General features: G+C 36.8%; 22 protein-coding genes and 1 pseudogene. All 23 read right to left on the bottom strand.

The genetic code is table 11. The annotated features are described in order from the left end of the window. Positions 1–6: 6 nt before the first annotated feature. Positions 7–1,224 (bottom strand): MobT family relaxase, encoded by a 1,218-nt coding sequence (mobT, locus tag BN997_RS13730; protein ID WP_042533091.1) that lies wholly within the window; start codon positions 1,222–1,224, stop codon positions 7–9. Between the two features lie 170 nt (positions 1,225–1,394). After that, positions 1,395–2,782: pseudogene (locus tag BN997_RS13725) on the bottom strand (FtsK/SpoIIIE domain-containing protein). Positions 2,783–2,784: 2 nt separating this feature from the next. After that, positions 2,785–3,168, bottom strand: coding sequence for a YdcP family protein (locus BN997_RS13720; RefSeq protein WP_042533087.1), 384 nt, complete (start codon positions 3,166–3,168; stop codon positions 2,785–2,787). 13 nt (positions 3,169–3,181) lie between these two features. Further along, the gene (locus BN997_RS13715) at positions 3,182–3,496 is read right to left on the bottom strand and encodes a YdcP family protein (RefSeq protein ID WP_042533085.1); all 315 of its coding nucleotides are present in this window, start codon (positions 3,494–3,496) and stop codon (positions 3,182–3,184) included. Positions 3,497–3,881: 385 nt separating this feature from the next. Beyond that, positions 3,882–4,826, bottom strand: coding sequence for a DUF6602 domain-containing protein (locus tag BN997_RS13710; RefSeq protein ID WP_052485018.1), 945 nt, complete (start codon positions 4,824–4,826; stop codon positions 3,882–3,884). A 153-nt stretch (positions 4,827–4,979) separates the two neighbouring features. After that, positions 4,980–6,812: an AAA family ATPase gene (locus BN997_RS13705; RefSeq protein ID WP_042533083.1), complete on the bottom strand. Its 1,833-nt coding sequence runs from the start codon at positions 6,810–6,812 to the stop codon at positions 4,980–4,982. 1 nt (position 6,813) lies between these two features. Further along, positions 6,814–7,350, bottom strand: a complete 537-nt coding sequence (locus BN997_RS13700; RefSeq protein ID WP_139089095.1) for an ABC-three component system middle component 2 — start codon at positions 7,348–7,350, stop codon at positions 6,814–6,816. Beyond that, the gene (locus tag BN997_RS13695) at positions 7,286–8,410 is read right to left on the bottom strand and encodes an ABC-three component system protein (RefSeq protein ID WP_052485016.1); all 1,125 of its coding nucleotides are present in this window, start codon (positions 8,408–8,410) and stop codon (positions 7,286–7,288) included. Before BN997_RS13695 ends, BN997_RS13700 begins: the two co-directional genes overlap by 65 nt. Positions 8,411–8,735: 325 nt before the next feature. Next, a complete protein-coding gene (locus BN997_RS13690) occupies positions 8,736–8,963 on the bottom strand; it encodes a hypothetical protein (RefSeq protein ID WP_244882381.1) in 228 nt (75 codons plus the stop codon). Between the two features lie 276 nt (positions 8,964–9,239). Beyond that, positions 9,240–9,419: a hypothetical protein gene (locus BN997_RS13685; RefSeq protein WP_042533080.1), complete on the bottom strand. Its 180-nt coding sequence runs from the start codon at positions 9,417–9,419 to the stop codon at positions 9,240–9,242. Positions 9,420–9,639: 220 nt separating this feature from the next. After that, positions 9,640–9,834 (bottom strand): hypothetical protein, encoded by a 195-nt coding sequence (locus tag BN997_RS13680; protein ID WP_042533078.1) that lies wholly within the window; start codon positions 9,832–9,834, stop codon positions 9,640–9,642. Positions 9,835–9,917: 83 nt separating this feature from the next. Further along, positions 9,918–10,979, bottom strand: a complete 1,062-nt coding sequence (locus tag BN997_RS13675) for a DNA cytosine methyltransferase (protein WP_217492000.1) — start codon at positions 10,977–10,979, stop codon at positions 9,918–9,920. A gap of 274 nt (positions 10,980–11,253) precedes the next feature. After that, entirely contained in the window at positions 11,254–12,651 is a 1,398-nt protein-coding gene (gene rlmD, locus BN997_RS13670) for a 23S rRNA (uracil(1939)-C(5))-methyltransferase RlmD (RefSeq protein WP_042533074.1), read from the bottom strand. A 149-nt stretch (positions 12,652–12,800) separates the two neighbouring features. After that, positions 12,801–13,715, bottom strand: a complete 915-nt coding sequence (locus BN997_RS13665; RefSeq protein WP_042533072.1) for a diacylglycerol kinase — start codon at positions 13,713–13,715, stop codon at positions 12,801–12,803. 495 nt (positions 13,716–14,210) lie between these two features. Further along, entirely contained in the window at positions 14,211–15,641 is a 1,431-nt protein-coding gene (gene gatB, locus BN997_RS13660; protein WP_042533070.1) for an Asp-tRNA(Asn)/Glu-tRNA(Gln) amidotransferase subunit GatB, read from the bottom strand. Then, the gene (gene gatA, locus BN997_RS13655; RefSeq protein ID WP_042533068.1) at positions 15,641–17,107 is read right to left on the bottom strand and encodes an Asp-tRNA(Asn)/Glu-tRNA(Gln) amidotransferase subunit GatA; all 1,467 of its coding nucleotides are present in this window, start codon (positions 17,105–17,107) and stop codon (positions 15,641–15,643) included. The genes gatB and gatA overlap by 1 nt, the downstream gene beginning before the upstream one ends. Positions 17,108–17,125: 18 nt before the next feature. After that, on the bottom strand, positions 17,126–17,416 hold the full coding sequence (gene gatC / locus BN997_RS13650) for an Asp-tRNA(Asn)/Glu-tRNA(Gln) amidotransferase subunit GatC (RefSeq protein ID WP_042533066.1): 291 nt from the start codon (positions 17,414–17,416) through the stop codon (positions 17,126–17,128). A gap of 388 nt (positions 17,417–17,804) precedes the next feature. Further along, complete coding sequence (locus BN997_RS13645) at positions 17,805–19,073, bottom strand: helix-turn-helix domain-containing protein (RefSeq protein ID WP_042533064.1); 1,269 nt, start codon at positions 19,071–19,073, stop codon at positions 17,805–17,807. 348 nt (positions 19,074–19,421) lie between these two features. Then, the gene (locus tag BN997_RS13640) at positions 19,422–20,540 is read right to left on the bottom strand and encodes a CamS family sex pheromone protein (RefSeq protein WP_042533061.1); all 1,119 of its coding nucleotides are present in this window, start codon (positions 20,538–20,540) and stop codon (positions 19,422–19,424) included. Between the two features lie 6 nt (positions 20,541–20,546). Continuing rightward, positions 20,547–22,556, bottom strand: coding sequence for an NAD-dependent DNA ligase LigA (gene ligA / locus BN997_RS13635; protein WP_042533054.1), 2,010 nt, complete (start codon positions 22,554–22,556; stop codon positions 20,547–20,549). A 6-nt stretch (positions 22,557–22,562) separates the two neighbouring features. Beyond that, complete coding sequence (gene pcrA / locus BN997_RS13630; protein WP_042533052.1) at positions 22,563–24,809, bottom strand: DNA helicase PcrA; 2,247 nt, start codon at positions 24,807–24,809, stop codon at positions 22,563–22,565. 32 nt (positions 24,810–24,841) lie between these two features. After that, the gene (locus tag BN997_RS13625) at positions 24,842–25,534 is read right to left on the bottom strand and encodes a heptaprenylglyceryl phosphate synthase (RefSeq protein WP_042533050.1); all 693 of its coding nucleotides are present in this window, start codon (positions 25,532–25,534) and stop codon (positions 24,842–24,844) included. Positions 25,535–25,814: 280 nt separating this feature from the next. Then, on the bottom strand, positions 25,815–26,138 hold the full coding sequence (locus tag BN997_RS13620) for a YerC/YecD family TrpR-related protein (RefSeq protein ID WP_042533048.1): 324 nt from the start codon (positions 26,136–26,138) through the stop codon (positions 25,815–25,817). Between the last annotated feature and the right edge of the window lie 48 nt (positions 26,139–26,186).

The raw sequence follows: 26,186 nt of genomic DNA, 5'->3' as shown, positions 1-26,186 counted from the left end.
TCCTTTCTATTTTTCATCATTTTTAGTGGACGGAAGGCGAATCGCTTTCTCTACAGGAACAGTTTGTTGCAAAAGTATCTTTTGATGACGGTCCGATAACTCTGCTTGTGCTAACATATCTTTGATGACAGTGGTTTGATTGATTTCATCCACTTCTGTTGCTAACTTCCAAGTAGGAGCAACCTGATGAGCTAACCATCTCAACGTTTTATCAAATGTGTACGGTTCTGGTTTTGTCGTTAAAGAAATTTTTCGATTCACACCTAAATCCAAAAAGCGTTGCCAATCTGCATTCATTTTCCAACTGCTCCGCCGTTTTTTCTCATCCTTATCTACAAAACGAATGTAACGGTTAATGATGGAGAAGGCGGTTTTTCCTGCGTCCTCATAAGTCATTAAGTCAACAATCGCATGGTAGGCTCGATCATTTTTAAGTCGAATTTCAAAACGATTTTTCACCTCGGTGTCCTCGATAGACGTACCAAATTTCACATACTGCTCATAATCTTTTTCATAGATACTAAAATATACGTCGCTTTTTAACGAACCGATATATAAGGTATGACCCATGTCAGGTTTATCTTCTGCATGAACTAGTTCACCCGAACGATAGCTTTTAAAATTGCGAAATACCGTGACACATTCTTCATTTCTGCATTTTTGAGTGAGAAAGGGGATATCCAAAATTCCTGTCTTATCATTAATGGCAAGGTCAATTCGCTTAAAGACACCACCCACACGAAACACTTCCATAAAAAAATCAAACCATGTGCGTTGTTGGGCTAAAAGGAAATTTTCAAATTGACGACAACCTTTCCCTTTTAGTTCAAGCAGACATCCTTTGTCCTCGTCAGGAGATACCATTACCACAATATCTCCATAGACATATTGCTCAAAGTACGAGTAAAAAGCAAAATCTTCATGAAGCATATAACTCTTTTTTAACTGCAAAATATCTTCAATCACTGGTGTAGGATTCGTTGTTAAAAATCGAATTCGCACATAGTCAAATAATATCTCCAAAGGTGCTTCTGGGTTAAACTGTTCTAAAATATCAAACAAAGTAGTTTGAATAGCTTCTGAAGGTGTCACTTTTCCTGTCTCAATTTCACTTAGATATTGTCTTGAAATCCCAACGTGTATCGCCAATTTATTTTGGGATACGCCATATTCCAATCTCTTTTCTCTTAATACGTGATACCAAGGCATTTGATACACTTGCATTCCTCCTAACTAAAAAAAAGATGTCAACTTTGACTTAAAAGCTGACATCTTTGTGATATATCCCTAACCGTTGTGCCATCAGGCTTTATTGGCTTTTGGAACAGTTTTCAATTGTTTTTCTACCCCCCTGTTAGAAATGGGGGGTTAAGCGTGGCTATCGCCACGCCGGCTTAGCCCAGCACAGCGGCTTTCGCTTCGCACGCCGCCGCACTGGTCAGCCTTCATTTGCAAGTTTTCCTATCTCTACTAAAAAGTCATGTTCTTTAGGGACAAGCGGCGTGTAAAATTCAGAAATCACACTATCCCCTTTATCGACATAGCCTCTTCCTTTAATTTGTTTAAGAAAGAATTGTTTTTGAACATCCGAGCCAAACATCATACCGTAGCCCAGCTCTGACATCCGCCCTAAAGCAACCCGAAAGCTAAATTGATCTCTAATACCGTCTCCGAGATATTTTGCGTCTGGACGTTGACAGGCGAGGATAAGGAAAAAGCCAGCTTGCCTGCCTAACATCACAATTTGTTTCAATTTACTCATCACTTTTGTACTTTCTTTTCCGATCATTTCCATAAATGAAGTGTACTCATCAAAGATTAAAAAGCGGGCAGGTAAACCTAAATAGGCATAGTTTTCCCCTGTTTTATAATTTGACATTTGCTTCATTTCTTCATTCCGCTTCATCATGTTTTCATAGAATTGATCGATACAAGCTGTCATATCCTCTTTTTTATAGTACACATCAGGCATAACAGTAGCTAAATCGGCCAAATCAGCATTTTTTGGATCTAAGACATAAAGTTTAGCTTCTGTTTTGAGTAAGGCTTCAATCAGAGTGAGAATAAAATAACTTTTCCCTCCGCCTGTTCCACCAGCTATAAGCATATGAGGGAGCTTATCATATTCCCAATAAAATGATTCCATCAATTTTAAGCTGCCATTTTGCGCAATGACCTCATCAATGGAAATACGGTTCGCTATCATATCGTAGAATAAAGTATATTCCACAAAAGAATCGTGCAATTCTTTAGATACCAATTCACAGTACAAACCGCTTTCTAATTTCTTCTCCAAATTTAATAACGGTTCTTGAAATTTTCCAAGCGTGATTTCAACTTGAATATACAATAATCCTTTATCAAAACGATAAAACATTTTCGGAAAGTGACTGATTTTCTCCTTGGCTTTTCCAGATGGAATATCCTTAAAAAAGCTTTCTTGTGTAACTTGTTTTGACTCATACCAGCCGTTTTCTAAAATCATCTTGGCGAGTTTTTGACGGTGAAAAACCTGTTTGATTTGATGGTAACGGTAGCGATAATAAACAAAGACACAAATCATTGTGATAACAACACTGATAAGCAATGTTACCAATCCATAGAGGCTGATAAAATGATATTGAAATTCTTTGAGCTGCCACTCCGCAGATAGTAGAAATGATAAGTGGAAAGGTGTAAAGAAGAGAAGCCATGTGCCAAATAACCGAAGAAATACAAATTGAAATACAAGGGTAGCGTCTTTTTCTCGAATACGTTTCCCTCGACTTTTAAAAATTTTCATCCTTATTTATCCTTATCGGATGGTGTTTTAGAGGCTTTTTCTGCAATTCCTGAAGCTCCTTTTCCTCTTAGCACTAAATCATCTGCCTTAATATACCAATCAACATCCGCACCACGAAACGTCGCGTTAGCAACTGTATCTGCGACCGGGTTAATGATATCTACTTCTGCATTATAATCAAATTCTTTTAGTGGAACAGAAGCAGGAAGACTCACTTGAATCATCCGGCCTTGTTCTCTCGATTTCAAATCATACGTGCGTTCCTTAACCTCTGTAGATACCGTACCATCCTCATTTTGAAGAAATACTTCCCTGCGTAATGCGGAAAACTTTAGTAAACCAAATGTTTTTTCTTTATCAATTACAATTCCTTGTGCTAATCTCATGTGTTACTCCTCCTTATGCTTTGATCATATCGTCAGCATGTAATTTATAGCTTGTAAAACCACGATCACCAATTTTATAGCCTTCTGCAGTAATACGTGCATTGACTAATTTAACTTTGTCTTCATGTTCAAAGAATTTTTCTCCCGCTTCTTGTGGAAGAACTACCTCAATATCATCTGCCCGTTGAATGTCGGAATACAGATTATAACTGCGGGACAGTGTTGTCATGCGCCCGTTAATCCGACGTTGTTCAACATTACCTTCTCCTGCATATTCTAAATTTCCAAACGTTTTTTCCATGTTTGGAATGACGTATTTTAATTCCATTGTATATACCTCTTTTCTTTATGATTTCATTTTTTTATCTATAAAGTAAAACAGTTTGCTTAGGTGGAGCACGAGAATAATAAAGAACCATCTTTGTATCACTTCCTTCATTCCAAATTTTTAATTGCTTATAAAATGAGATTTATTTTAAATATCATTTATTTTCTTCCAATAAAAAAGCATTGCTACTTTTTTATAATGAAGATGTTTCTAAAAATTAGAAAAGCTGACCACAAAAATAAAACACTACCATTATTTCAGATAGTGTTTTATAGATAGATTACATATACTATTCAATTCCAAATAATAATTTAATTAAATATTTCTCTCTAAATATAGAAAAGTAGTTGTATTTTAATTTCATTTTCTTCTTATTAATTGGTATTTAAAAAGCAAGACCCCACTCATCCCATTTATTTCCATTTTTTAATCCATTTTTAAATATTTGCTTTTTCATTTCATCTGAAAAAACTTCATTAAAGTCCCAATGTCTCTGTATACCAGATCCATTACCAACTATAACCTGATTAAAATAACCTGAAAGTTCTCTTAGACTTTTATTTTCCCAACCTAGTTTCCAATATAAAGTAGCTATTAATGTTCCGATAGGAGAAAAATATTTACCTTGGTTATTTTCTGAAGAAAATTTAATGTAAGAAGTAATGGTTGTCTCCTTATAGCTATATATTTTTTCAAATGTCGGACTCCAATCTTCTTTTTTCTCACCCATGTAGACAATACTCGCAGTGCGCCAACAGGCTAAATCAGCAATACAAATCACATCTATCATTTCACTTGGGTGAGTTGTATATTTATAATCACTTTCAGATAATTTACGTTCTATATTTTCTAAAGGCATAGAACCTTCAGATTTCCACACATGTGAATGTGCCAATACGCCATATATTATTGGGCTGTTTAACTCTTTATATGGTGTAGTTCCTTTCCTTGATTCGAGAGATTCACGTATAATTTTTGCTGTTTTTACTGATTTTTCAATATGTTCGGCTTTAAGTGTGATTTTACATTCAAAAGCTGCAAGTACCCCACTTGATAAGTAAAGTTTTTTGTCAAGTAATTTCCGCGGATATTCAGGTTTCAATACTAATACATCGATTTGCGGGCTTGCTGTTCCATCTGGTGTTATGATTCTTCCTTTTGTAACAACTTGAAAATTTGCTGGGAGCCAATCTTTTAATAATGTTGCCCAATTTTCTTCTCCTTGATCTCCAGCAGTTCCTGGGTCTTCGACTGCACGTTTTTGTATACGTTGATACTCTTCATTTATTTCTCTCATTGTAGAGTCAATAAACAGTTGTAAATCGTTCAAACTCTTTCCCCCTTTCTTTTAGTTATGTATAAAATATAAATTAGCTTATTTTATAAATCTTCATTTTAATTTCTCAATTTTTATCTATTAATATTTTTCCGTTTATTATCGTTTAAATTTTCTATGTGTCACTGAACTTGTTCCAAGGGTTATCTAGAAAAAACCGAATCTACCACGATTATTATCATGAGTAAATTCTATTAGATTAATATTTTTTTCCAAATCTTTTGAAACTGAATCATTTTCTATTACAATCATTTGTTCACTTGAAAAATTTTCTGCAATAAATTTAAAAAATTTATTCTGTACTGACTTCGGAAGTTTTTCATTAGCTTCGAGATCTCTAAATGCATTTACTGGAGAATCAAGAATCAGCAAATTTGAATGAGGAAGTCCTTTCACTTGACAATACATCAATAATGTTATATGAAAAATACTTGCAATTATCGAACGATATCCTTTTCCAAACGTTTCTCTTTCTTCACCATTTATTAAAAAATCTAATTCCTGATCACTGTTTTTGTAAAATTTTATCGGAAGAGATTCATTTTCATAAAAAAGACATTCTTTTAGATTTGTTTCAAGTAACGTAGGAAATGTACCTTCATTTAAAGCATTTATGATTTCCTCATCTGAGCTTTTATTAGGACTTTGTTGTTTCTTCGAAGAAGTTTCTGATATTAACTCTTTTAGATAACCGATTTGATGGTTTACATATTCAATATCAGAAACTATAACTTCGTATTCCAATCTATTATTCCAAGTTTCATTTAATGCCGCCAATTTAGGGTTTAGAACCTCTTGTAAACGATATTTACATTCTTCGATTGCCTTTATAGCCTTTGTTAAATCTTCTTGTAAAGAATCAATAATACTATTAACAGTAAAGGTTGATTTTTCTAATTCCGAAAGATTGATACGAATTTTCTCGATTTCATAATCACATGCTTCATTAACATGATTCATATCAATATCTCCATGTTCATGTTGTTTATTTTCGCTGATGTCTTCTCCGCAATGAGGACATTTTGTAACACTTAATTGATTAAGCAGAAAAGATCCTTCATCAATAAACTGGAGTCTCTCAATGTCAGATAAATATTGCTCTCTAAGAAGGTCAAATTTATACTTTAAATTTTCGTTGTAATTAATATCAGATTGAATCTTATTTTTTAAAACTTCATTTTTGGATATCTCATTATTCAAGGTTGAAATTTCCATTTGGATACTTTCCAATTGGTTTTCATCTTCTTTACTAAAATACACTTTGGAAAATTTATCCTTGTTTTGTTCAAGAGTACTTAACTTTTCATTTTCATCCATCAATAATTTTTCCAACAATTCTACGTTAGCATTCTTCTTTGCAGACCAAATTTCTTTTTTTTCAATTTTCACAAGAGAACTATCATCTTTATTAGTTAATAAGAATTTAAATATATTTAAGCGTAAAGTTCTTTCAGTAAATGAACCTGTATAAATTGGAGATCGTTCCGAAATCATAACTTCTTCTTTTATTAGTATAAATGGAGCAAAATATCTAAAGCTAAAATTTACTTTATCATTAGTTTGACTCTTTTTTATTTCTATAGGTTGGTTAAATCCGCATAAATTTAAAATCAAAGAAGAAATATTCTTGTTCTTACTTAATTTACTGTCTAGAGGAATAGGTACAGTATCATCAATATTCTCAAAAGGTGCACTTGGATAATATTGGTACTTAGAGTCTATCAAAGACCTAGAAATAGTCGATGTTTCTCCACTACTATATTCTTCAATTTCTAAATGAGCATATTTATAACCTTTACTTAATGTAATCTTTTTAGGTAACTTGGATTTTCCTAAAACAAAATCAATACACTGAAAGACATAAGTTTTTCCAGTATTAGAAGGCCCAACTAATAAGTTTAATCCTTTCTTAAAGGAAATTGATTTTGAATCAACATATTCTCCTGTTAGAACTAATTTATTTATTTTAAAACCTTTCATTCTAGATCTCCTTTGTGTTAGAGTATTCAAATTCATTTAACCAAAATTTTGGATTATTATAAATATGTTTTTTGATTTCTTCTACTAATTCTATTTTGCTTTTTTCATTTACTTTACTTATATTTGTTTTAATTTTTTCAGCATAAGGAGTTTCTAAATAATCTACAAAAGAAATTGTTAATTGATTTGAAGAGTATCTAATGCCACTAGAAGTATAATTTGTAGTTAGTAAATTCCTACTATCTAAAAGTAAGATAGATTGTTGAATTATTTTTCTACGAACTAATATTTCATTTTCTCTATTTGGAATAGATGGATGAAGACTTTCCATTTTCGAATTAAAATCATTTATGTGCAACACATAATAATCAAGTAGTAAAATTTCATCAATATCCAATTGATTATCAGGCATATTTCTAAGCAACATTAGAATTCTTAAGGCTGTCTCTAGAGTACTATTTAACATATCATTTTTATTTATCATCATTATCCACCCAATCAATCCTATTCTCATTGGCAAGATGATGGCAAATTCCATGAGTGTCATCTGCTCTAACTACACTAGATAAAGGATGAGAACTAAGATTCATTAATCTAGCTCTATCAGTCACTGCTCGAAGCCTCTTAAAACCATCATCAAATTCCGATTCTAATGTGTCTATAATATCATTATAAACGTCATCTTTTAATGAAGTTACTATATTGTTATTATTGGGACGAGTATCTCGTTCAAGATCAAGCAGTGTTGAAGCAGTGAAGTAATATACTCTTTGTCTTTCAAAGTGATTTTTTAATTTAGGATAATTTGAGAGTTCGCTCTCATCAATTTCTACTTGGCCACTTTTTTGAAAACTATCTTCATATGCAGTAAATAATTTTGAAATGTATACATTCTCACTGTCTTGAATAGATGCTGGTGGTTTGGGAGGAATTTCTCTTTTTTTCTTTAAACCCCCGCCAAAAATAGAAGCGAATGATAATGTTCCTTCAAATGATTTAATTAACTCTAAAGGAGTTTTATGGTTAAATATTTTAAAATCAATATTATTAATATGGGTTAAAAATTCTTCTGATAATTCTATTGATTTATTTTTAGAAATTTTATTTTTACAGTGTTTATCCCACTCAGAAATAAATTGTCTTTTTAACTCCTCAGGTTTTTCAAGAAGCTTATTTACAGAATTACCAACACCTTTTTGGCAAACAAAATAATAATTTGATGGTAGTGTAAACTCGCCTATATAGGTAAAATAGCAAAGTTTTCCGATTTCAATCCAAATATTCCCCGGTGTTAATGGTGTATTATAATGCTTACATTGATAGTTATCCCAAACTACTGATTCATCGTCATCTGTATTTATATAAGCAATAACATCACGCCCCATATCACCAGCACCACCACATCTAACAATCTTTCTATATTCATGACTCAATGTTTCAGTGGCCCAAAGCTCTATAAACATCTCAAATTCATCCGGAGAAAATATATCCATACGCTTTATAGGATTTATCGCTGATCCAAATGTTACATCCTGATTTGTTAACATATATTTAGGTTCCGGTTTCCTTATTGGTACTTCTTTCTTTAGATTTGTCATAAAAATACTCCTTTGTATCTACTTAACATTCATTCTATCTTAATACAAAGAAATTTTAAAGCGATTTCAGGAGAATTTACTTAATCATAAATTGTTTCTTTACTGTTTTATAGTCTTATTTTCTTCTCTTCTGAGCCTTCTGATTGGTCTCACTTAATTGAACTATAATTAGAAATTTTAGTGGAAATAATAAATATTATATTTACAAGTTTGAAATGATATATTTAACTCCTTACATATAGATATCCTATTTCTTAATTTGAGTTTATTTTTCTTATATACAATTCACAAACAGAAATTTACTGGAGGTGCACGAGAGCAAAAATTATACAATGTAACTCACTCCTTCTGCGTCTTGAAAACGATAATCAACTCGTCCATATATCACACACCAAAAAACAACCATTGATTCTCCTTGTTTATCTAGAATTAATTTTCCGTGAAGAAAAAAAGGATAGTCTTCAATCTCAACCTCAACCTCAACCTCATTCATTATAAAATGATCCTCAATCCACTCCATTACCTTTTCTTCGTATATTTCTTGTTCATTCAAAGAAAAAATTTACTTTCCGTTGTTTTAATGGTGGACACAAAAATAGACACTTCAATTTTGAAGTGTCCATCTATTACATACTCAATTTCCGTAATAGAATTGTCTTTTACTGTTCTTTACTTTTCTAGAATATTTCGTCGTATCAAAACTCATCCAAAAGTAGTAAATTAGTGGTAAAATGAATTACTTAACTATTGAAAAACATTGGTAAATTCAATGTTTATACGGATAATCTATTTTTCACACTTTTTTTATAGTAAAAAATTAAAAATTAGATTAACTATTTTCAAGCATTTCTTCGTATTTTTGAATATCTATTGTGTCTTCTAAATCGCAAAGACGACTATCTAACCCTCTTTGTACATCTTCTTCTGAAATACCTGTTGCTCTTAAATCCTTTTCTATTTCTGCCTTTACATTATCATCAAGTAACCAAATAAAAGTTGTGACATTCATAATTATTCTCCTTTTATAATTAATTTTCTAACTTGGTTTAATTTAACTGTCCAATTATTTCTGACTCACGTTGCTTCCAATTGGAAATACAATATGGTACATATAGTAACTTCAATTCTCCTTGTTCTTTGTATGGAGCAAACCGAAAACTATTTCCTTCTTTAACTAAAATCATGGTATCTGTTTCTAAACCATCATAAAAATATATGGTTACAAACAATTAAAAACGATAATCAACACGTCCGTATATTACACACCAAAAAACAATCATGGATTCTCCTTTTTTATCCCATACTAATTTCCCATGAAGAAAAAACGGATAATCTTCAATCTCAACCTCATTCAGCACAAAATGATCCTCAATCCACTCCATTACCTTTTCTTCATATATTTCCTGTTCCTCCAGAGACATCATATATCTTTCTCCTTTCCTGCTTTTACACCATTAAAAAATGCTTGTCAGATGAGAACAATCCAACAAACAAAGAGAATGATTTCCTATAAACTTTCTGCAATTCCAGCCATTATATATTGCGCACATGGCAAAGCAATCGAATTTCCAAGTGCTTTGTATCTTGCATTATCACTAATTACTTTTCCTTCATAATCATGGGCTGTCCATCCTTCTGGCAATCCCATTAAACGCTCACATTCCAATGGTGTCAGCTGCCGAATAAATCCTTCTTTTTCTTTCCCTTCATACCAAAAAGAGAAATAATTTACTCCTGCTGCTAGCAAAGTTGGAAAAGGGTCACTTGATTGCCCAAAACTTCCGATGAATCCATTTTGATTTTTTGCTTTCGCTGCACTTCGCATGCGTCTTTCTTGAAAGGGACGGATGACGGGTATTCTCCCCCCTGTTTCTTTAAAAGATATTCGACTGGTTCCGGCGGTGGACAGCCTGTTTTTTCCGCTAGACGCAGGAAACGATTGCAAATCACGGGCTTTAAATAGTATTTCTTTGGCACGTTTTCCTCTAAAATCTGCCACGAGGAAGATACGTCTTCTTCTTTGAGCGAGAGTGGGGATTCCCCAATATTGGGCGTCCAAGAGCCGCCAGCACATATCAATCTTACTCCCTCGGACCATTCCTGCGTTTGCCCATGCTCCAGAAGCAGGCATTGGAATTTCGGTATTTGTGAAGGCCTCCAGGACGGCTTTAAAATCCATCCGGTCATTTGATGAAAAAGCTCCCATGACGTTTTCCCAAACAGCGATAACTGGATATGTTCCATTGGTTGCCTCCCTCATTTCTTCTATAATTCGTAATGCTTGATAAAACAAACTGGATTGACTTCCTGCTAACCCTTCTCTTCTTCCGATATTTGATAGGTTCTGACATGGAGAACCAAACGTAATAACATGAACAGGAGGTATTTCCCCTCCATCAATTTTTGTAATATCTCCAAGATGAAGTATATTAGGAAAATGACGTTTCGTAATTGCAATTGGTGCCTTCTCAACTTCACTTGCCCAAACAGGTTTCACTCCATAACAAGAAGCAGCTAAAGGAAATACACCGATTCCATCAAATAAACTTCCTAACGTAAGAAGTTTCACATCAATCACAACCTTTATTTCATTTATTAGAGGTTCATTTTTTAAAAGAAAACCAGTAAATACTCAAAAATAATTTCCAATTTTGACATAAAAAAATAGACGTTCATTTTTCTGAACGCCTAAAATTTTTAAACTTACTTATTATGGAATTTTTATTTTGTTGTGTCTCCATATACCAGATTGATTCCCACCGAAACGTCAACATGGTGTTTTAGCACTTTTTTGCGCCCATTTTGACCATCTGGCACAAATTGGTAATGCTTGTGAAACACCGTCATACTAAGGATTTCGACGTATTCTTCCGTTGTATCCCAACTATAACCTCCACGTGCCCCGTATTCGGAAACATATCCACCGGCTGTACTTCCTTCGTCTCATAACCGCCGTCCTCTAAAATACGCAAATCCCTTGCCAGTGTCGAAGGATTACAGGAAACATAAACAATCCGCTTCGGCTTCATCTCCATCATCGCATCCAAAAATTCGGGATCACAGCCCTTTCTCGGAGGATCGACAACAATCACATCTGGATCTAAGCCTTCCTTCTTCCACTTAGGCATCACTTTTTCAGCCTGTCCAACAGTAAACTCTGCGTTATCTATTCCGCTATGCGCTGCATTTTTCTTTGCATCTTCAATGGCTTCTGGAACAACCTCGATTCCATATACTTTTTTTGCTTTTTGGGCAAGGAAGAGCGAGATTGTACCTATTCCGCAGTATGCATCGATTACTACATCATTTTCATCAATAGCTGCATACTCCAGAGCTTTATCATATAGCACCTTTGTCTGAACAGGGTTTACTTGATAAAAGGACTTCGGCGAAATCGCAAAGGTTAAATCGCCTATCGTATCGTGGATATAAGCTGCTCCCCACAATACGTTTGTCTTCTTCCCTAAAATTACATTCGTGCGCTGGTCATTGATATTCTGCACAATCGAACGGATAAATGGAAACTTCTTTGTCAGTTCTTCGATGATTCGCTCTTTGCCGGGAAGCTTGGCTGTACGCGTTACAAAAACAACCATCATTTCTCCTGTAAAATGGCCTGTCCGCATCATAATATGACGCAGCTCGCCTCGATGTGTTTCTTCATTATAAGCCTGGACACCATATTTATTCATTAAGTGCCGAACAAATGGCAGCACCTCATTCATTGCATGGCTGTGCACATGACAGGTATCTTGATTTTGCTGAATCCGGTGGCTTCTTTTCTGATAGTAGCCTGTGATTAATTCACCGTTTTTTTCATCGACAGGAATTTGTATCTTATTTCGGTAATGAGAAGGGTCTTCCATCCCAATGATTGGATGTACGGGAACATGCTCCAGATGCGCTACTTTTTTCATCACATTATGGACCTGATTCTGTTTCATTTGTAATTGAAGGGCATAGCTCATATGCTGGAGCTGGCAGCCTCCACAATATACATGGCAGGTTGGATCCACACGTTCCGGACTGGTTTTCTTCAGCTCTAACAGCTTCCCAAAACCATATTTTTTATTTGCTTTGACCACTTTAATAACGGCTTCTTCTCCCGGTAAGGTCTTCGGAATAAACAAAGGATAGCCGTCCACTTTTCCTACGCCGCTTCCTTCATGGGTAATATCTTCAATTGTAATAGTTAATTGTTCATTTTTTTGAACAGGGGTATTTCCTGTTGATTTTGCCATTGTCATCTTCCTCTATTTCCGTAATCACTTTAATTCACCTTATTTTATCACAGGCTTTTAACAAACAACAACTGTTCATATACTCAAGGAGACAGGAGCAAACAAAAAAGCCTCTAAAACAACTTCATGTGGTTTAGAGACCTTTATTTTTATTCCAGCTCTTCTTGATGCTCGATGAAATCTGCTGGAACCATAAACTCGATATGTTCCTGAAGATTGATGAATTCTCCCGGCAGCATGCCACCGTATTCCCCATCAATATTCAGCTGCATTTTATCCTCATTCGTCACTTTAACACGCTTTGCCTGTGTATAGATGATATTTTTACTTTTTAAGTGTTCCCCGCGAAGGGCAAGTGATGCAATTTGAATAAATTCTGCAAGATTTGTTTTCTTTAAAATGAGAACATCAAAGTACCCATCATTTAAACGAGCATCGGGAGCAAGCTTTTCAAAACCGCCGACGGAATTCGTATTAGAGATTAGAAATAGCATGATATCTTCTTCCAGTACATGTTCATCGTACTCAATTCTGACATGTGCCGGCTTTAAAGAAGGAAGCATCTCAATGCCTTTCATATAATATGCTAATTGACCTAACATTGTTTTTAATTTGCTCGGGACATCATATGTTAATTCTGTCAGTTTTCCTCCGCCGGCAATATTAATAAAATAATGCTCGTTGACTTTTCCGATATCTAATTTCAGCGAATTGCCTTCTAAGATAACATCTACAGCTTTATTAATATCTCTGGGAATTTGAAGTGCTCTGGCAAAATCATTTGTTGTTCCAGCAGGCAATATCCCTAACTTTGGCCGATATTCCTGTTCGGCTACGCCATGTACGACCTCATTGATCGTACCATCGCCGCCAGCCGCAACAATTAAGTCATAGCCTCTTTCTACAGCAGTTCTTGCAGCGTCGATAGCATCCCCTTCACATGTTGTCGCATGTGCGGAAGTTTCATAGCCGGCAGTTTCCAGCTTTTCTAAAATATTGGGTAATGCTTTTTTGATTGCTTCACGTCCCGAAGTTGGGTTATAAATGATTCGGGCCTTCTCCATGTTCTTTCCTCCCCATACGGTCCATCTTGCAATTGCTTCTTTACAGACACGTATTATATAAAGTATAACTTCATTCTTTGCTTTTCTTCTCCTTAGATGAAAGGAAACCTAGAGAACCTCACAACATTCCATAGCAAATATTTACTATACGTATTACAGAACGGTGATATTCACTGAAATCTCTCTCAAAATAGATACATAATAAAAAGCAGTATTTATCCATGATCTGACATGACTAACCTATGAAGTTCCTTTATGTTGAAATTATAATCGTATTAAATAAACTCGTCTAATCCATATCATAGACTTTTTTGATGTGTTTGAAAAGCAAAATGAACAAAAAATAACAAGTCTCGATAAAATGTGTTGTTTTTCTACAATGATGGTCCATTTTCTTTTCATCTTTTTTCACATTGGAGAGGCTGCCACATTTCATTTCTGCGACAGCCTTCCCTTGTTGCTTCTTTTATTTTATTACCATTCTACCAAGAAAGCTTATCGTTTCTCCAGCTCCGCAGCAAGAATTTCATTTACCAGCGGCGGGTTCGCCTGTCCTTTTGTTGCTTTCATAATTTGTCCGACAAGGAATCCTTTTGCTTTTTTCTTTCCATCCTTGAAATCAATGATAGATTGTTCGTTTTGATCAAGAATTTCATTCACGATTGGCTTCAATTGCTCTGGGTCTGAGATTTGAACCAGGCCTTGTTCTTCGACAATTTTTTCTGGGTCGCCGCCATTTTCAACCAGCTCTGCAAATACCTTCTTCGCAATTTTAGAAGAGATTGTGCCGTCTTCAATCAATTTAACCATTTTCGCCAGAGCATCTGGTGTAATTGCCAGCTCTTCAATCTCTTTATAATGCTTATTCATATAGGCAGAGACTTCTCCCATTAACCAGTTGGATACTTGTTTGATATCTGCTCCGTGCTCTGCTGCTTCCTCAAAGAAATCAGACATCTGCTTAGATGCCGTTAACACATTCGCATCATATTCTGATAAGCCTAATTCGCTTACGTAACGCTCTCTTCTGGCATCTGGAAGCTCAGGAATTTCACTGCGGATGCGTTCCTTCCAAGCCTCATCAATATATAATGGTACAAGGTCCGGCTCAGGGAAATAACGATAATCATCCGAACCTTCTTTGATACGCATCAGAATCGTTTCTTTTGTTTTTTCATCGTAACGGCGTGTTTCCTGCAGGATTTCTCCGCCGGATAATAATACTTTTTCCTGACGTGTTTCTTCAAATTCTAATCCTTTTTGAACAAAGGAGAAAGAATTTAAATTTTTCAGTTCTGCTTTGGTACCAAATTCCTCTTGTCCGATTGGACGAAGTGAAATATTGGCATCACAGCGCAGGGAGCCTTCCTGCATCTTCACATCCGATACACCTGTATACTGAATAATATTTTTCAGCTTCTCCAAGTATGCATATGCTTCTTCTGGAGAACGCATATCCGGCTCAGATACAATTTCAACTAATGGTGTTCCCTGACGATTGTAATCGACATAGGAATAACCGTCTTCCCCATGTGTTAATTTTCCTGCATCCTCTTCCAGGTGCAGGCGGGTGATACCAATTTTTTTCTTTTTGCCGTTTACTTCAATTTCAATCCAGCCATTCTCGCCGATTGGCTGATCAAATTGCGAGATTTGATAAGCTTTCGGGTTATCTGGATAGAAATAGTTTTTACGGTCAAATTTCGTATCTGTTGCAATTTCACAATTGAGTGCCATTGCCGCTTTCATCGCAAAGTTGACTGCTTCTTCATTTAAGACTGGCAGTGTGCCCGGATAGCCTAAGTCAATCGGATTGACATTCGTATTTGGCGCGGAACCAAATTCATTTGTACTCGGGCTGAATATTTTTGATGCGGTTTTTAATTCTACGTGTACCTCAAGTCCAATAATTGTTTCGAAATTCATTACTTGGCACCTCCTAGTTGAGGTCGTTTTGTATGGTGTTCTGTTGCTTGTTCAAATGCATGTGCAGCACGATAAACAGTGCTCTCATCAAAATAGTTTCCGATAACCTGCAAGCCGATTGGCAATCCATCCTCGGAGAAACCGCAAGGAATAGAAATACCAGGAACGCCTGCTAAGTTGACAGGAATCGTTAAGATATCATTCACATACATCGTTAATGGATCACTTGTTTTTTCACCGACCTTAAATGCCGGTGTCGGTGTTGTCGGTCCAACAATCACATCATATTCTTCTAAAATTTTATCAAAGTCATTTTTAATTAATGTACGTACTTTTTGTGCTTTTTTATAATAGGCATCATAGTAACCAGAGCTGAGGGCAAAGGTTCCAAGCATAATACGGCGTTTTACTTCATCACCGAAGCCTTCACTGCGGGATTTCACAAACATATCCAGCATATTTTCTGCATTATCTGAACGGACACCATAGCGTACGCCGTCAAAACGGGCTAAGTTCGCAGAAGCCTCAGAGGATGATAATAAGTAATAAGTTGAAAGTGCATATTTAGAATGTGGCAAGGATACTTCTTCCCAAGTAGCTCCAAGGGATTCATAGACCTTCAATGCCTCTAAAACAGCATTTTTCACTTCTTCGGAAACACCTTCTGCTAAGTATTCTTTAGGAACAGCTATTTTTAAACCTTTTACATCGCCAGTTAATGCTTCTGTATAAGCCGGAACTTCTACATCTGCACTGGTAGAGTCCATTTTGTCATGTCCTGCAATGACTTCCAGTACACGTGCATTATCTTCTACCGTACGGGTCAATGGGCCAATTTGGTCCAAAGAGGATGCAAATGCCACAAGGCCAAAACGGGATACACGTCCATAAGTCGGCTTCATTCCTACAACACCGCAGAATGCTGCCGGCTGACGAATCGATCCGCCTGTATCCGATCCAAGTGAGAATAATACTTCCCCTGCTGCGACTGCTGCTGCAGAACCACCGCTGGAACCGCCGGGAACGTGATCTGTATTCCATGGGTTACGAGTCGGCTCATAACCGGAGTTTTCATTGGAAGATCCCATCGCAAATTCATCCATATTTAATTTACCAACTGCAACCGGATTTTCAGCATCCAGCTTGTCAACAACGGTTGCATTGTATAACGGGTCCGTGAAATTATCTAAAAATTGACTTGCACAGGTAGTACGAAGTCCTTTCGTTACGATATTGTCTTTAATACCAGCCGGGATACCAAATAATACACCGGATTTATTCTCACGTTTGTCCAGTTCTCTTGCTTTCTCCAGCGCTTTTTCTTCATCAAGTGTCAGGAATGCATGCACATCTCCGTCCACTTCTTTAATTTGCTGATAAGATTCTTTCACTAAGTCTTCTACAGTAATCTCTTGATTATGTAATTTTGCTTCCAATTCTTTTATCGTATAGTCAAATAAAGACATGAATATGTTTGCCTCCTTTTATTCTAGAATCGATGGAACACGGATTTGTCCATCCTTTTGGTCAGGAGCATTCTTCAATGCATCCTCTTGTGTAATCCACTTTTTAGGTTCATCTTTACGCATCACATTTTTCAAATCTAATACGTGTGTGGTTGGCTTCACATTATCTGTATCTAATTCATTCAGCTGCTCAGCATATTCAATGATAGCACTCAGCTCATTCGCCATTTGTTCCACAGCTTCATCATCAAATTCCAAGCGTGCGAGATTAGCTACATGCTTTACTTGCTCTTTTGAAATCTCTGCCATTTGCTTAACCTCCAAAATAATCGTATTTATTTATAATATGCTATAAAAATAGCACTTATATTCGAGCGTGCATTTAGAATAAACATCATTCAGCCTATACACTCATTAAAACAACATTATATCATTTTTATAAGATGTTTTATATTAATTATTGCTATATAAATTGAAATTAATATTAGTAGCATTATTAACATTCGTGGTGGTATTAATAATAGTACTATGAATAACACTCTTATTAATACCGTTATTAACACGGATTCCACTTATGATAATAGCAAAACTTGCTTATACAAGGCAAGTTTATATTGCTGCATAACAAAAAAACCAAATTATACTATAATTTACAATTAACATTATAGAATAACTTGGTTTTAGACATAAAATTATATCAAATGTGAGCAATATGCTTATACATTTGGTTTACTTCTCTATAATACTGTGCCGCGTCCTTGTAATTATTATTACCTTCATAGCGTTTTGCCAGCAGCTCGGAATAAAGAATAAAATTCCCGTAGTCCTTTTGCTTCTTTAATAATGGAAGTAAATCTTTGACCAATAATTGTTCAAACAGATTGAACTGTTCTTCAAGCAGATAATTATAGCTGCGCAAGATGTATTTATACACAAGGTATGGCTGTTTATCCTTTAAATCATAGAATACACTTAATCCGTAATCAATATACTCTTCTGCCTCATCATAATAATTCGAATGATAATATTCACGTACGAGTGAAGCTGTGATCTCCACTTTGGTATTCGCTGACACGTCTGAATCATTTAAAATCCCTTTATAGTATTCAATCGCTTTTGTCGAATCACCCTTTGAAGCATATAGATAACCAAGATTCTGGTGAATCTTTTGAACGACTTTTTTATCATGAATGGTTTCTGCAAGCTGCAGACCAAGTGTGAAATTTTTAATTGCCTTTTCATAAAGCTTAATATGAGTATAACAAATTCCTAAAATATTATGGGCACGTGCACAGTGCAGGAAGCTATATTGCTTCATATACATTTCCAGAGCCTCTTCTGCATATTCGATTGCTTCAAGGGAGTTCCTCAGCTTAGAATGTGCCATCGAAATATAATACTTCAAGTCGGCCTCTGCCTTTTCCTCCAGGCGATGATCCTCTGTAATTTTTTCTGCCCGTTTATATTGATACATGGAATGATAATAATTCTTCACCGCAAAGCTGTAGCGTCCATTAAATAAATACCAGTAATACTGTTCTTCTACACTAAACGTGTTTACAACCTCTTTTAACTGCGTAATTTTATTGGCAGCCAAATCGATTCTTTCAATGAATAAAAAATAATTAATCTTATGAATCTCAAACATAATGAGATGATTAGAATAATTTTTATCCATCAGCATCTGGATTTCCTGATAGGCAGCTTCCATGTCTTTTTCTTTGGTATTCTCATCAAGCATCTCATACCAATTCTTACAGAGTTCGCCGATTTTCTCCTCCTGGCTCTGATCTATTGTAATACAAAGCCGGTGACACAGCCTTCGGATAATATCCTCATTCGGTTCTGTTTTTTGATTCTCAATCTTCGATAAATAGGATAAAGAAACAATTCCCTCCGATAGCTCCCCTAGAGTCATTTTCTGCTTTGTACGCTGGATTTTGATATACGTCCCAATCGCTATCATGTTATCTTTCACCCCACACTTTTATACTTTTATCACGGCATAGCGGTTCGTGATGCAACCGTCTCTGTAATAGAGAAATTATGTTTGACTGCTTATCTAATTTTTTCATAAATAAAGAAAATTAGTGCGAAAGTGCTTAAAAACATTTTCCAATGATAAGCTATTTTAATTCCTTTGTCATTATATCTTCTATAAACCCATTGTACCATACTCTGCCGTTCTTCAATTTGGGAAAATCAATAGAAGAATCATTAAATAACTTTCGCCTTCCCGGAAAATTTTCTTAAAAAAAGAAAATTCACTGCTGTTAGCTGATAAACTGCTAGTAACAGTGAATTTCCTGATGCTTTAATCATAAATATGAACTTGAATTTCATCCTCACCCGCATTACGGTAAAGCAGGCTCTCCGTCTTTTGGCTGGAAGTAATATTAACTTCTATATCATAATAGTTTGGAAACATATCTTCAATCAGACCATACACATACTGGGTAAAACCGATAACCTCTCCCTTGCCGTAAAATTCTATCGGGACATCGATGCGTAATTTCTGAAGCTCCTCATCTATATAGAAGCCTTCCCCTACCATTCCGACATAGTTTGGAAAGAAATCACGAATTTCATTTCCAAAGCTTGTTACAAGCTCTTGATCATCATAATATTTTTCCTGACCTTCATCAGAAGGGAAGAGGATATTTTCTTCTTCTACATCCTCCCAGCCGTCAATTGAGCTGCTCCCTCCATCCACATTTGTTTTAGCTACAAAATTTCCCGGCACAGGAGAAGCTTGCTCCTCTTCCCGGTAAATACCGATCATAATAGGAACATCACTGAGCTCTTCATCATTTTCACGAATATCATTGACAATATCCTGTGCAATTTCTGTTGCTTGTTCCATCATTGCACTTTCAGAGATATCTTCATATTGGTAAGGCTCTCCAGTATCTGTCTGGAATTGATAAACAGATTTCATCGCAAGTCCTATAGAGATTCCTTCTAAATTGACATTTCCATCCTCTGTCTGTGTTAAATAATTTTGTTCTAGAACATGTGATAAATAACGCGGATTTTCCCTGAAAGTCTCTTCATCTGACCCCAGGCTTACTTCAGGATTTAATTCATCAATCCAATTATAAACACGATTACTGTCAAAATACTGTCCTTCCTGAAAATAATAATCTTCCGGACTATATGAATCCATGGACAGCCGGCGCAATCCTTCTTCCATTTCATCGATGTCCACACGGTTAGCTACCTGATTGGTAATAACACCTCTTGCCTCACTTGGCTGATATGGTAAAATCATTCGGTAATTTTCCCCTGAAAGTCTATTGCTAGGCACGATAGAAGTCTCTTCCTGGCTGCTGGCATCCTCCTGGACGACTTCCTCCTCGCTGGATGACTTCTGCTGCACACATCCGCTTAAAAACAGTGCCACTACACTAATGGATAGCATCCATTTTTTCAAAGCGAATCACTCCTCTCCCTCGGTCGCTTCTTTTAACTCTGTTTCACTCCACACTTCTATCCCCATTTTTTCTGCTTTTTCCAGCTTTGATCCGGCGTCCGCTCCAGCAATAAGGACATCTGTTTTTTTACTTACACTGCCTGTTACTGCCCCGCCTAACGATTCAATCAGCTCTTTCGCTTCTTTTCTCGTATACTGCTCCATTTTACCAGTCAATACAACTGTTTTTCCAGAGAATAAGCTATCTGTTTTTATTTCTGATTTCTTTTGACCGGTGTAAGTCATATTTACACCCAGCTCTTTTAATTCCTTCAATAGCTGCGTCACTTTTTCTTCTTCAAAATATCGGACAATGGAATCTGCCATTTTCTCGCCAATTTCTTCAATGGCTACAATTTCCTCCAAGTTGGCATGCTGAAGCCGCTCCATGGTTTCAAATTCCATCGCCAGAGTCTGTGCTGCTTTTGAACCAATAAAACGAATCCCAAGTCCGAACAATAATCTTTCCAATGAATTGGCTTTAGAAGCCTCAATAGCATTTAAAAGATTAGTAACGGATTTTTCGCCCATCCGTTCTAAATTCAACAAATCCTCTTTTTCCAATCGATATAAATCAGCAATGGTATGGACCAAATCTTCACGGAAAAGCTGAATGATAACTTTTTCTCCTAAACCATCAATATTCATCGCATTCCGGGAGACAAAGTGAATCAATCCCTCCATCAATTGTGCCGGACAGTTCGGATTGATGCAGCGTAATGCTACTTCCCCTTCTAGACGAACCAGTTCATTGCCGCAGTCCGGACATTCCTCAGGCATATGAAATTCTTTTTCTTCCCCGGTCCGCTGTTCGATAATCGAGCGGACAACCTTTGGAATAATATCGCCTGCTTTTTTGATAACTACCTGATCCCCAATCCGGATATCCTGTTCACGAATTAAATCCTCGTTATGCAAGGAAGCCCGCTGCACAGTTGATCCTGCTATACGGACAGGTTCAAGAATGGCTGTCGGAGTCACTACGCCTGTTCTGCCGATGCTTAATACAATATCTTTTAAAGTAGTTACAACTTCTTCTGCCGGGAATTTATAAGCAATCGCCCACCGCGGGCTTTTCGCAGTAAAGCCCAGTTCATCCTGATGATCCAGGCTGTCTACTTTCACCACAATCCCGTCAATTTCGTAATTTAAATCCTTGCGGTGTTCGGTCCAATACGTAACGAATTCCAATACCTCTTCAATGCTCTTACATCTTTTCCATTCTTTATTTGTTTTAAATCCCAGACGATGCAAGGCCTCTAAGCTTTCACTATGACTGGTGATATTACTGTTTTCCCATTCACCGACGCCGTATAGAAAAATATCTAAATTACGTTTAGCTGCAATTTTCGGGTTCAGCTGCCTCAATGATCCAGCAGCTGCATTTCTCGGGTTGGCAAACGGTTCTTCACCCTTTTCTTCCCTTTCTTTATTCATCTCTAAAAAGGACTTATGCGGCATAAAAGCTTCGCCGCGAACCTCCAAAGTTCCAGCTTCTTTGATACTTAATGGAATACTTCGTATCGTGCGCAGGTTAGATGTAATGTCTTCACCAATTCTTCCATCGCCGCGAGTGGAACCCAGAACAAATTTGCCCTCCTGATATTTTAGAGAAATCGCTAAACCATCTATTTTCAACTCGCACACAAAAGTAACCTCACCAGATACGCCTTCTTGAGCCCGTCTGGCAAAATCTCTTAGATCCTGCTCATTAAAAGCATTGCCAAGGCTCATCATTGGCGTTTCATGCGTTACCTTCCGAAAAGCATCAAGCGGTTCTCCACCAATCCGCTGAGTAGGAGAATCCTCTCTAGCAAGGTCTGGATACGCTTTTTCTAAATCCTCCAGCTCCCTTAACTTCTGATCATACTCCGAATCGGGTACAGTCGGGTTGTCCAATACATAATAGGAATAACCATATTGATTAAGGACTTCTACTAAGGAATCCATGCGTTCTTTGATTTCTTGTTTGTTCATTCCATTTTACTCCTTTGTTATGGGGGCAAATTTTGCAAGAAGACGTTTGATGCCTACCGGAGCAGGAAATGCTACATCTAATTCCAGCTTTTCTCCTTCTCCCTGTACTCTTACAACCGTACCCGTTCCCCATTTTTTATGAGCAGCTTTATCACCGACAGACCAGCTTTTAGATTCTGCTCCGCTGGACTTATGTGCCTGCATTTTTTCAGCCCGTCTCTTCGGTGGTGCTTCCTGCTTCTGGCTCGAGCCAAAGCTCTTTCGCATGCTGCCAGCTCCGCCAAATGGTGATTTTTTGGTTGTTTCCATGCCATCCATCAATTCCACCGGAATCTCATTGATAAATCGGCTGATTGGGTTCATATTGGTACGTCCATATAAAGTACGCATTTGAGCATGCGTCAAATAAAGCTCCTCTTCTGCTCTGGTAATACCGACATAAGCAAGACGGCGTTCCTCCTCCATCTCTTCCTCGTCAAACATCGAGCGGCTGTGTGGAAATACATTCTCTTCCATTCCAATTAAGAAAACGACAGGGAACTCCAGTCCTTTTGCTGCATGCAATGTCATCAGGGTGATTTTTTGAGAGTGATCCGGATCCTCTTCATCGACACGGTCAATATCTGCAATCAATGCTAAATCGGTTAAAAAGGCGATGAGTGTTTTGTCTTCTTCACTTGCTTTTTCAAATTCTTGTGTAACAGTTTTAAACTCTTCTAAGTTCTCCAGTCTAGACTGCGCTTCAATGGAACGCTCATTATTCAGCATTTCTTCATAGCCGGTCCGTTCCAGCACAGCTTCTACCATATCCGTCGCTGTCAGAAACTCCTGCTGCTGTGTAAGCGAGCTGATAAGGCTACCGAATCCTGCTAAAGCATTGGCTGCTTTTTTCGAAACACCGGTGAAATCAACTTCCTTCACTGCTTCAAAGAGAGAAATATCATGCTCTGCTGCATATGCTTGCAAGCGTTCAATCGATGTTTTTCCTATTCCTCTTTTAGGTTCATTTACCACACGCTGGAAGCTGATATCATCATCGGGATTCGTAATTAACCTTAAATAAGCAATCATATCCTTGATTTCTTTACGGTCATAGAAGCGTGTACCGCCAACCATTTGATAACTGATAGCTGATTTGACAAATGTATCCTCAATTGCACGGGATTGTGCATTGGTACGATACAATATAGCAATGTCACTTGGCTGGTATTTGCCTGACCGAGTTAACTGCTGAATGGTATCTGCAATATATAAAGCCTCTTCCTGCTCAGTTGCTCCTTTATAATAGGATATCTTTTTTCCGTCATCCTTATCCGTCCAAAGATTTTTCGGCTTTCGTCCAGAGTTATTGCCAATTACTTTATTCGCCGCCAGTAAAATCGATTTGGTAGAGCGGTAATTTTGCTCCAGCATGACAGTTTTCGCTGACGGGTAATCTTTTTCAAAGGACAGGATATTCGTAATATCTGCTCCGCGCCAACGGTAGATAGACTGGTCTGAATCGCCGACTACACACAGATTTTGATACCTTTTGGCAAGCTGTTTGACCAGAAAGTATTGTGCATGGTTTGTATCCTGATACTCATCGACATGAATATATTGGAACCGTCTCTGGTAATATTCCAAAACTTCCGGTACACGGTCAAATAAATGAATCGTCTGCATAATCAGGTCATCAAAATCTAAGGACTGATTTTTCCGCAGCATTTTCTGATAGCCTTCATAAATCTGCGCTACTTGGCGGTCATAGAAATTACCGGCATTCTTCGCAAATTCATCTTCTGTAATCAGCTCATTTTTTGCTGTACTAATCTGTCCAAGCATCGCCCGGGGATCAAATTTCTTTGGATCAATATTGAGATTTTTAAGTACTTGCTTTACAACAGATAATTGATCTGCACTGTCTAAAATGGAAAAGTTCGAGGAATATCCAATCCGGTCAATGTCCCGGCGTAAAATCCGGACACACATCGAGTGAAATGTAGAGACCCACATATATTCACCTTGAGGACCGACTAATTCCGCTACCCGCTCCTTCATTTCTCTTGCCGCTTTATTGGTAAAGGTAATCGCTAAAATATTTCGAGGAGCTACTTCCTTCTCTCCCATTAAGTAAGCAATTCGATGTGTCAATACGCGTGTTTTCCCGCTTCCGGCTCCTGCCATAATTAAGAGCGGACCTTCTGTATACCGTACAGCCCTCTGCTGCTCCGGATTTAATGTATTTATCATCGCTTCCAGCGTTTGCTCCATCTTATCTCTTCCTTCCTTGGTTATTCTCCTTTTTACATATCCTCTTTAACAGCAGCTACTGTCTTGAGTGATTGTTTTATATCCGTATAAATACTGTTTCCAACAATAATTGCATCAGCATACTCTTTCATCTCTTTGGCCTGCTCCGCTGTCTCAATACCGCCGCCATAGAAAAGCTTGGTGTCATTAAGTTCTGCCTTCACCTCGCGAACGACTTCTGCATCACCATAGGTACCGCTGTATTCCACATAAAAAATGGGCAGATGAAAAACATGCTCTGCCATATATGCATATGCCTTTACATCTTCTATATCGGGCAATTCACAATTCGTATGCTGGAAAGCTTTTGCTTCTGGATTTAAAATGCAATAACCTTCAAAGTATACCTCACTGTACTCCATCATGTCGATATATTCCTTGATTGCTTTTTGCTGTATATCCATCACATATTTTTTCTCTTTTGAATTCAATACCATCGGAACAAAATAAGTATCAAAGCCTGGAGTCAATGCTTCTTCATTCGAGATTTCCAAAACCACCGGTACCATATGTGCTCTGCGAATTCTTGATAATAAATCTAAAACCCCGTCTAATGTGACATCATCAGTGCCGCCGACTATAATCGCATCGGTCCCTGATTCACAAATTTTATCTAAATCTTCATCAGATATTTCCTTTGCTGGATCTAATTTAAACAGATGCTTCCATTCATTTATATTCATAATCAGTACAAATCCTCCATTATTACATTCATCTCTTTATTATAACAAAAATCGGCAAATGAATAGAACGGATAAGGTAAAGATTTTCAATATCTTAAGCAAAAACTTATTTACAAAATAGTGTTTATAAAGTGAAACTTCCTTCAGTGGGGATTTTTCAACGCACAACGCTTTATGATAGGCGAGTAATCACAACGCCGGCCAGTTACACTGCAATAAAATAAAAAAAGAGAAATCGAAACTATTTGCCTTATTTCAATAGTTTCGATTTCTCTTTTAGGCATTATTCTTCTGATTCTTCTTTTTCTTCTTCTCCTTTGATATGCAGCCTTTTCAAAACCAAATTATAGCCGTCACTGCCATAGTTAATGCAGCGTCTCACTCGGGAGATGGTTGCAGTGGAAGCTTTTGTTTCCTGCTCGATGGCACTGTATGTTTTTTCTTCTGTCAGCATTTTCGCAACCCGTAAACGTTGTGCCAGGGATTGGATTTCTGACATAGTAGCAATATCATCAAAAAACTGATAACACTCCTCACGCGTTTTTAATGATAATATAGCATCAAACAATTGATCGAGCTGCTCCCCTCGTAGCTTATCTATTTGCACTTCAATTCCCCCTTATTTTTCCTGTCCTTCTCTGTACCATTCTGAAAA

This window comes from Oceanobacillus oncorhynchi, assembly GCF_000821065.1.
Classification (GTDB): domain Bacteria; phylum Bacillota; class Bacilli; order Bacillales; family Amphibacillaceae; genus Oceanobacillus; species Oceanobacillus oncorhynchi.
Note: the sequence above shows the minus strand (reverse complement) of the source record. Positions and strands in the feature narration are given on the sequence as shown.

Coding starts and splice junctions, on each gene's coding strand:
- gatC (WP_042533066.1), bottom strand. CDS start 17,416: ATGGCAGAGATTTCAAAAGAGCAAGTAAAGCATGTAGCTAATCTCGCA.
- BN997_RS13700 (WP_139089095.1), bottom strand. CDS start 7,350: ATGGAATTTGCCATCATCTTGCCAATGAGAATAGGATTGATTGGGTGG.
- BN997_RS13645 (WP_042533064.1), bottom strand. CDS start 19,073: ATGATAGCGATTGGGACGTATATCAAAATCCAGCGTACAAAGCAGAAA.
- gatB (WP_042533070.1), bottom strand. CDS start 15,641: ATGAATTTCGAAACAATTATTGGACTTGAGGTACACGTAGAATTAAAA.
- rlmD (WP_042533074.1), bottom strand. CDS start 12,651: ATGGCAAAATCAACAGGAAATACCCCTGTTCAAAAAAATGAACAATTA.
- BN997_RS13685 (WP_042533080.1), bottom strand. CDS start 9,419: ATGAATGTCACAACTTTTATTTGGTTACTTGATGATAATGTAAAGGCA.
- ligA (WP_042533054.1), bottom strand. CDS start 22,556: ATGAACAAACAAGAAATCAAAGAACGCATGGATTCCTTAGTAGAAGTC.
- gatA (WP_042533068.1), bottom strand. CDS start 17,107: ATGTCTTTATTTGACTATACGATAAAAGAATTGGAAGCAAAATTACAT.
- BN997_RS13705 (WP_042533083.1), bottom strand. CDS start 6,812: ATGAAAGGTTTTAAAATAAATAAATTAGTTCTAACAGGAGAATATGTT.
- BN997_RS13680 (WP_042533078.1), bottom strand. CDS start 9,834: ATGATGTCTCTGGAGGAACAGGAAATATATGAAGAAAAGGTAATGGAG.
- BN997_RS13720 (WP_042533087.1), bottom strand. CDS start 3,168: ATGAGATTAGCACAAGGAATTGTAATTGATAAAGAAAAAACATTTGGT.
- BN997_RS13715 (WP_042533085.1), bottom strand. CDS start 3,496: ATGGAATTAAAATACGTCATTCCAAACATGGAAAAAACGTTTGGAAAT.
- pcrA (WP_042533052.1), bottom strand. CDS start 24,809: ATGGAGCAAACGCTGGAAGCGATGATAAATACATTAAATCCGGAGCAG.
- mobT (WP_042533091.1), bottom strand. CDS start 1,224: ATGCAAGTGTATCAAATGCCTTGGTATCACGTATTAAGAGAAAAGAGA.
- BN997_RS13695 (WP_052485016.1), bottom strand. CDS start 8,410: ATGACAAATCTAAAGAAAGAAGTACCAATAAGGAAACCGGAACCTAAA.
- BN997_RS13665 (WP_042533072.1), bottom strand. CDS start 13,715: ATGGAGAAGGCCCGAATCATTTATAACCCAACTTCGGGACGTGAAGCA.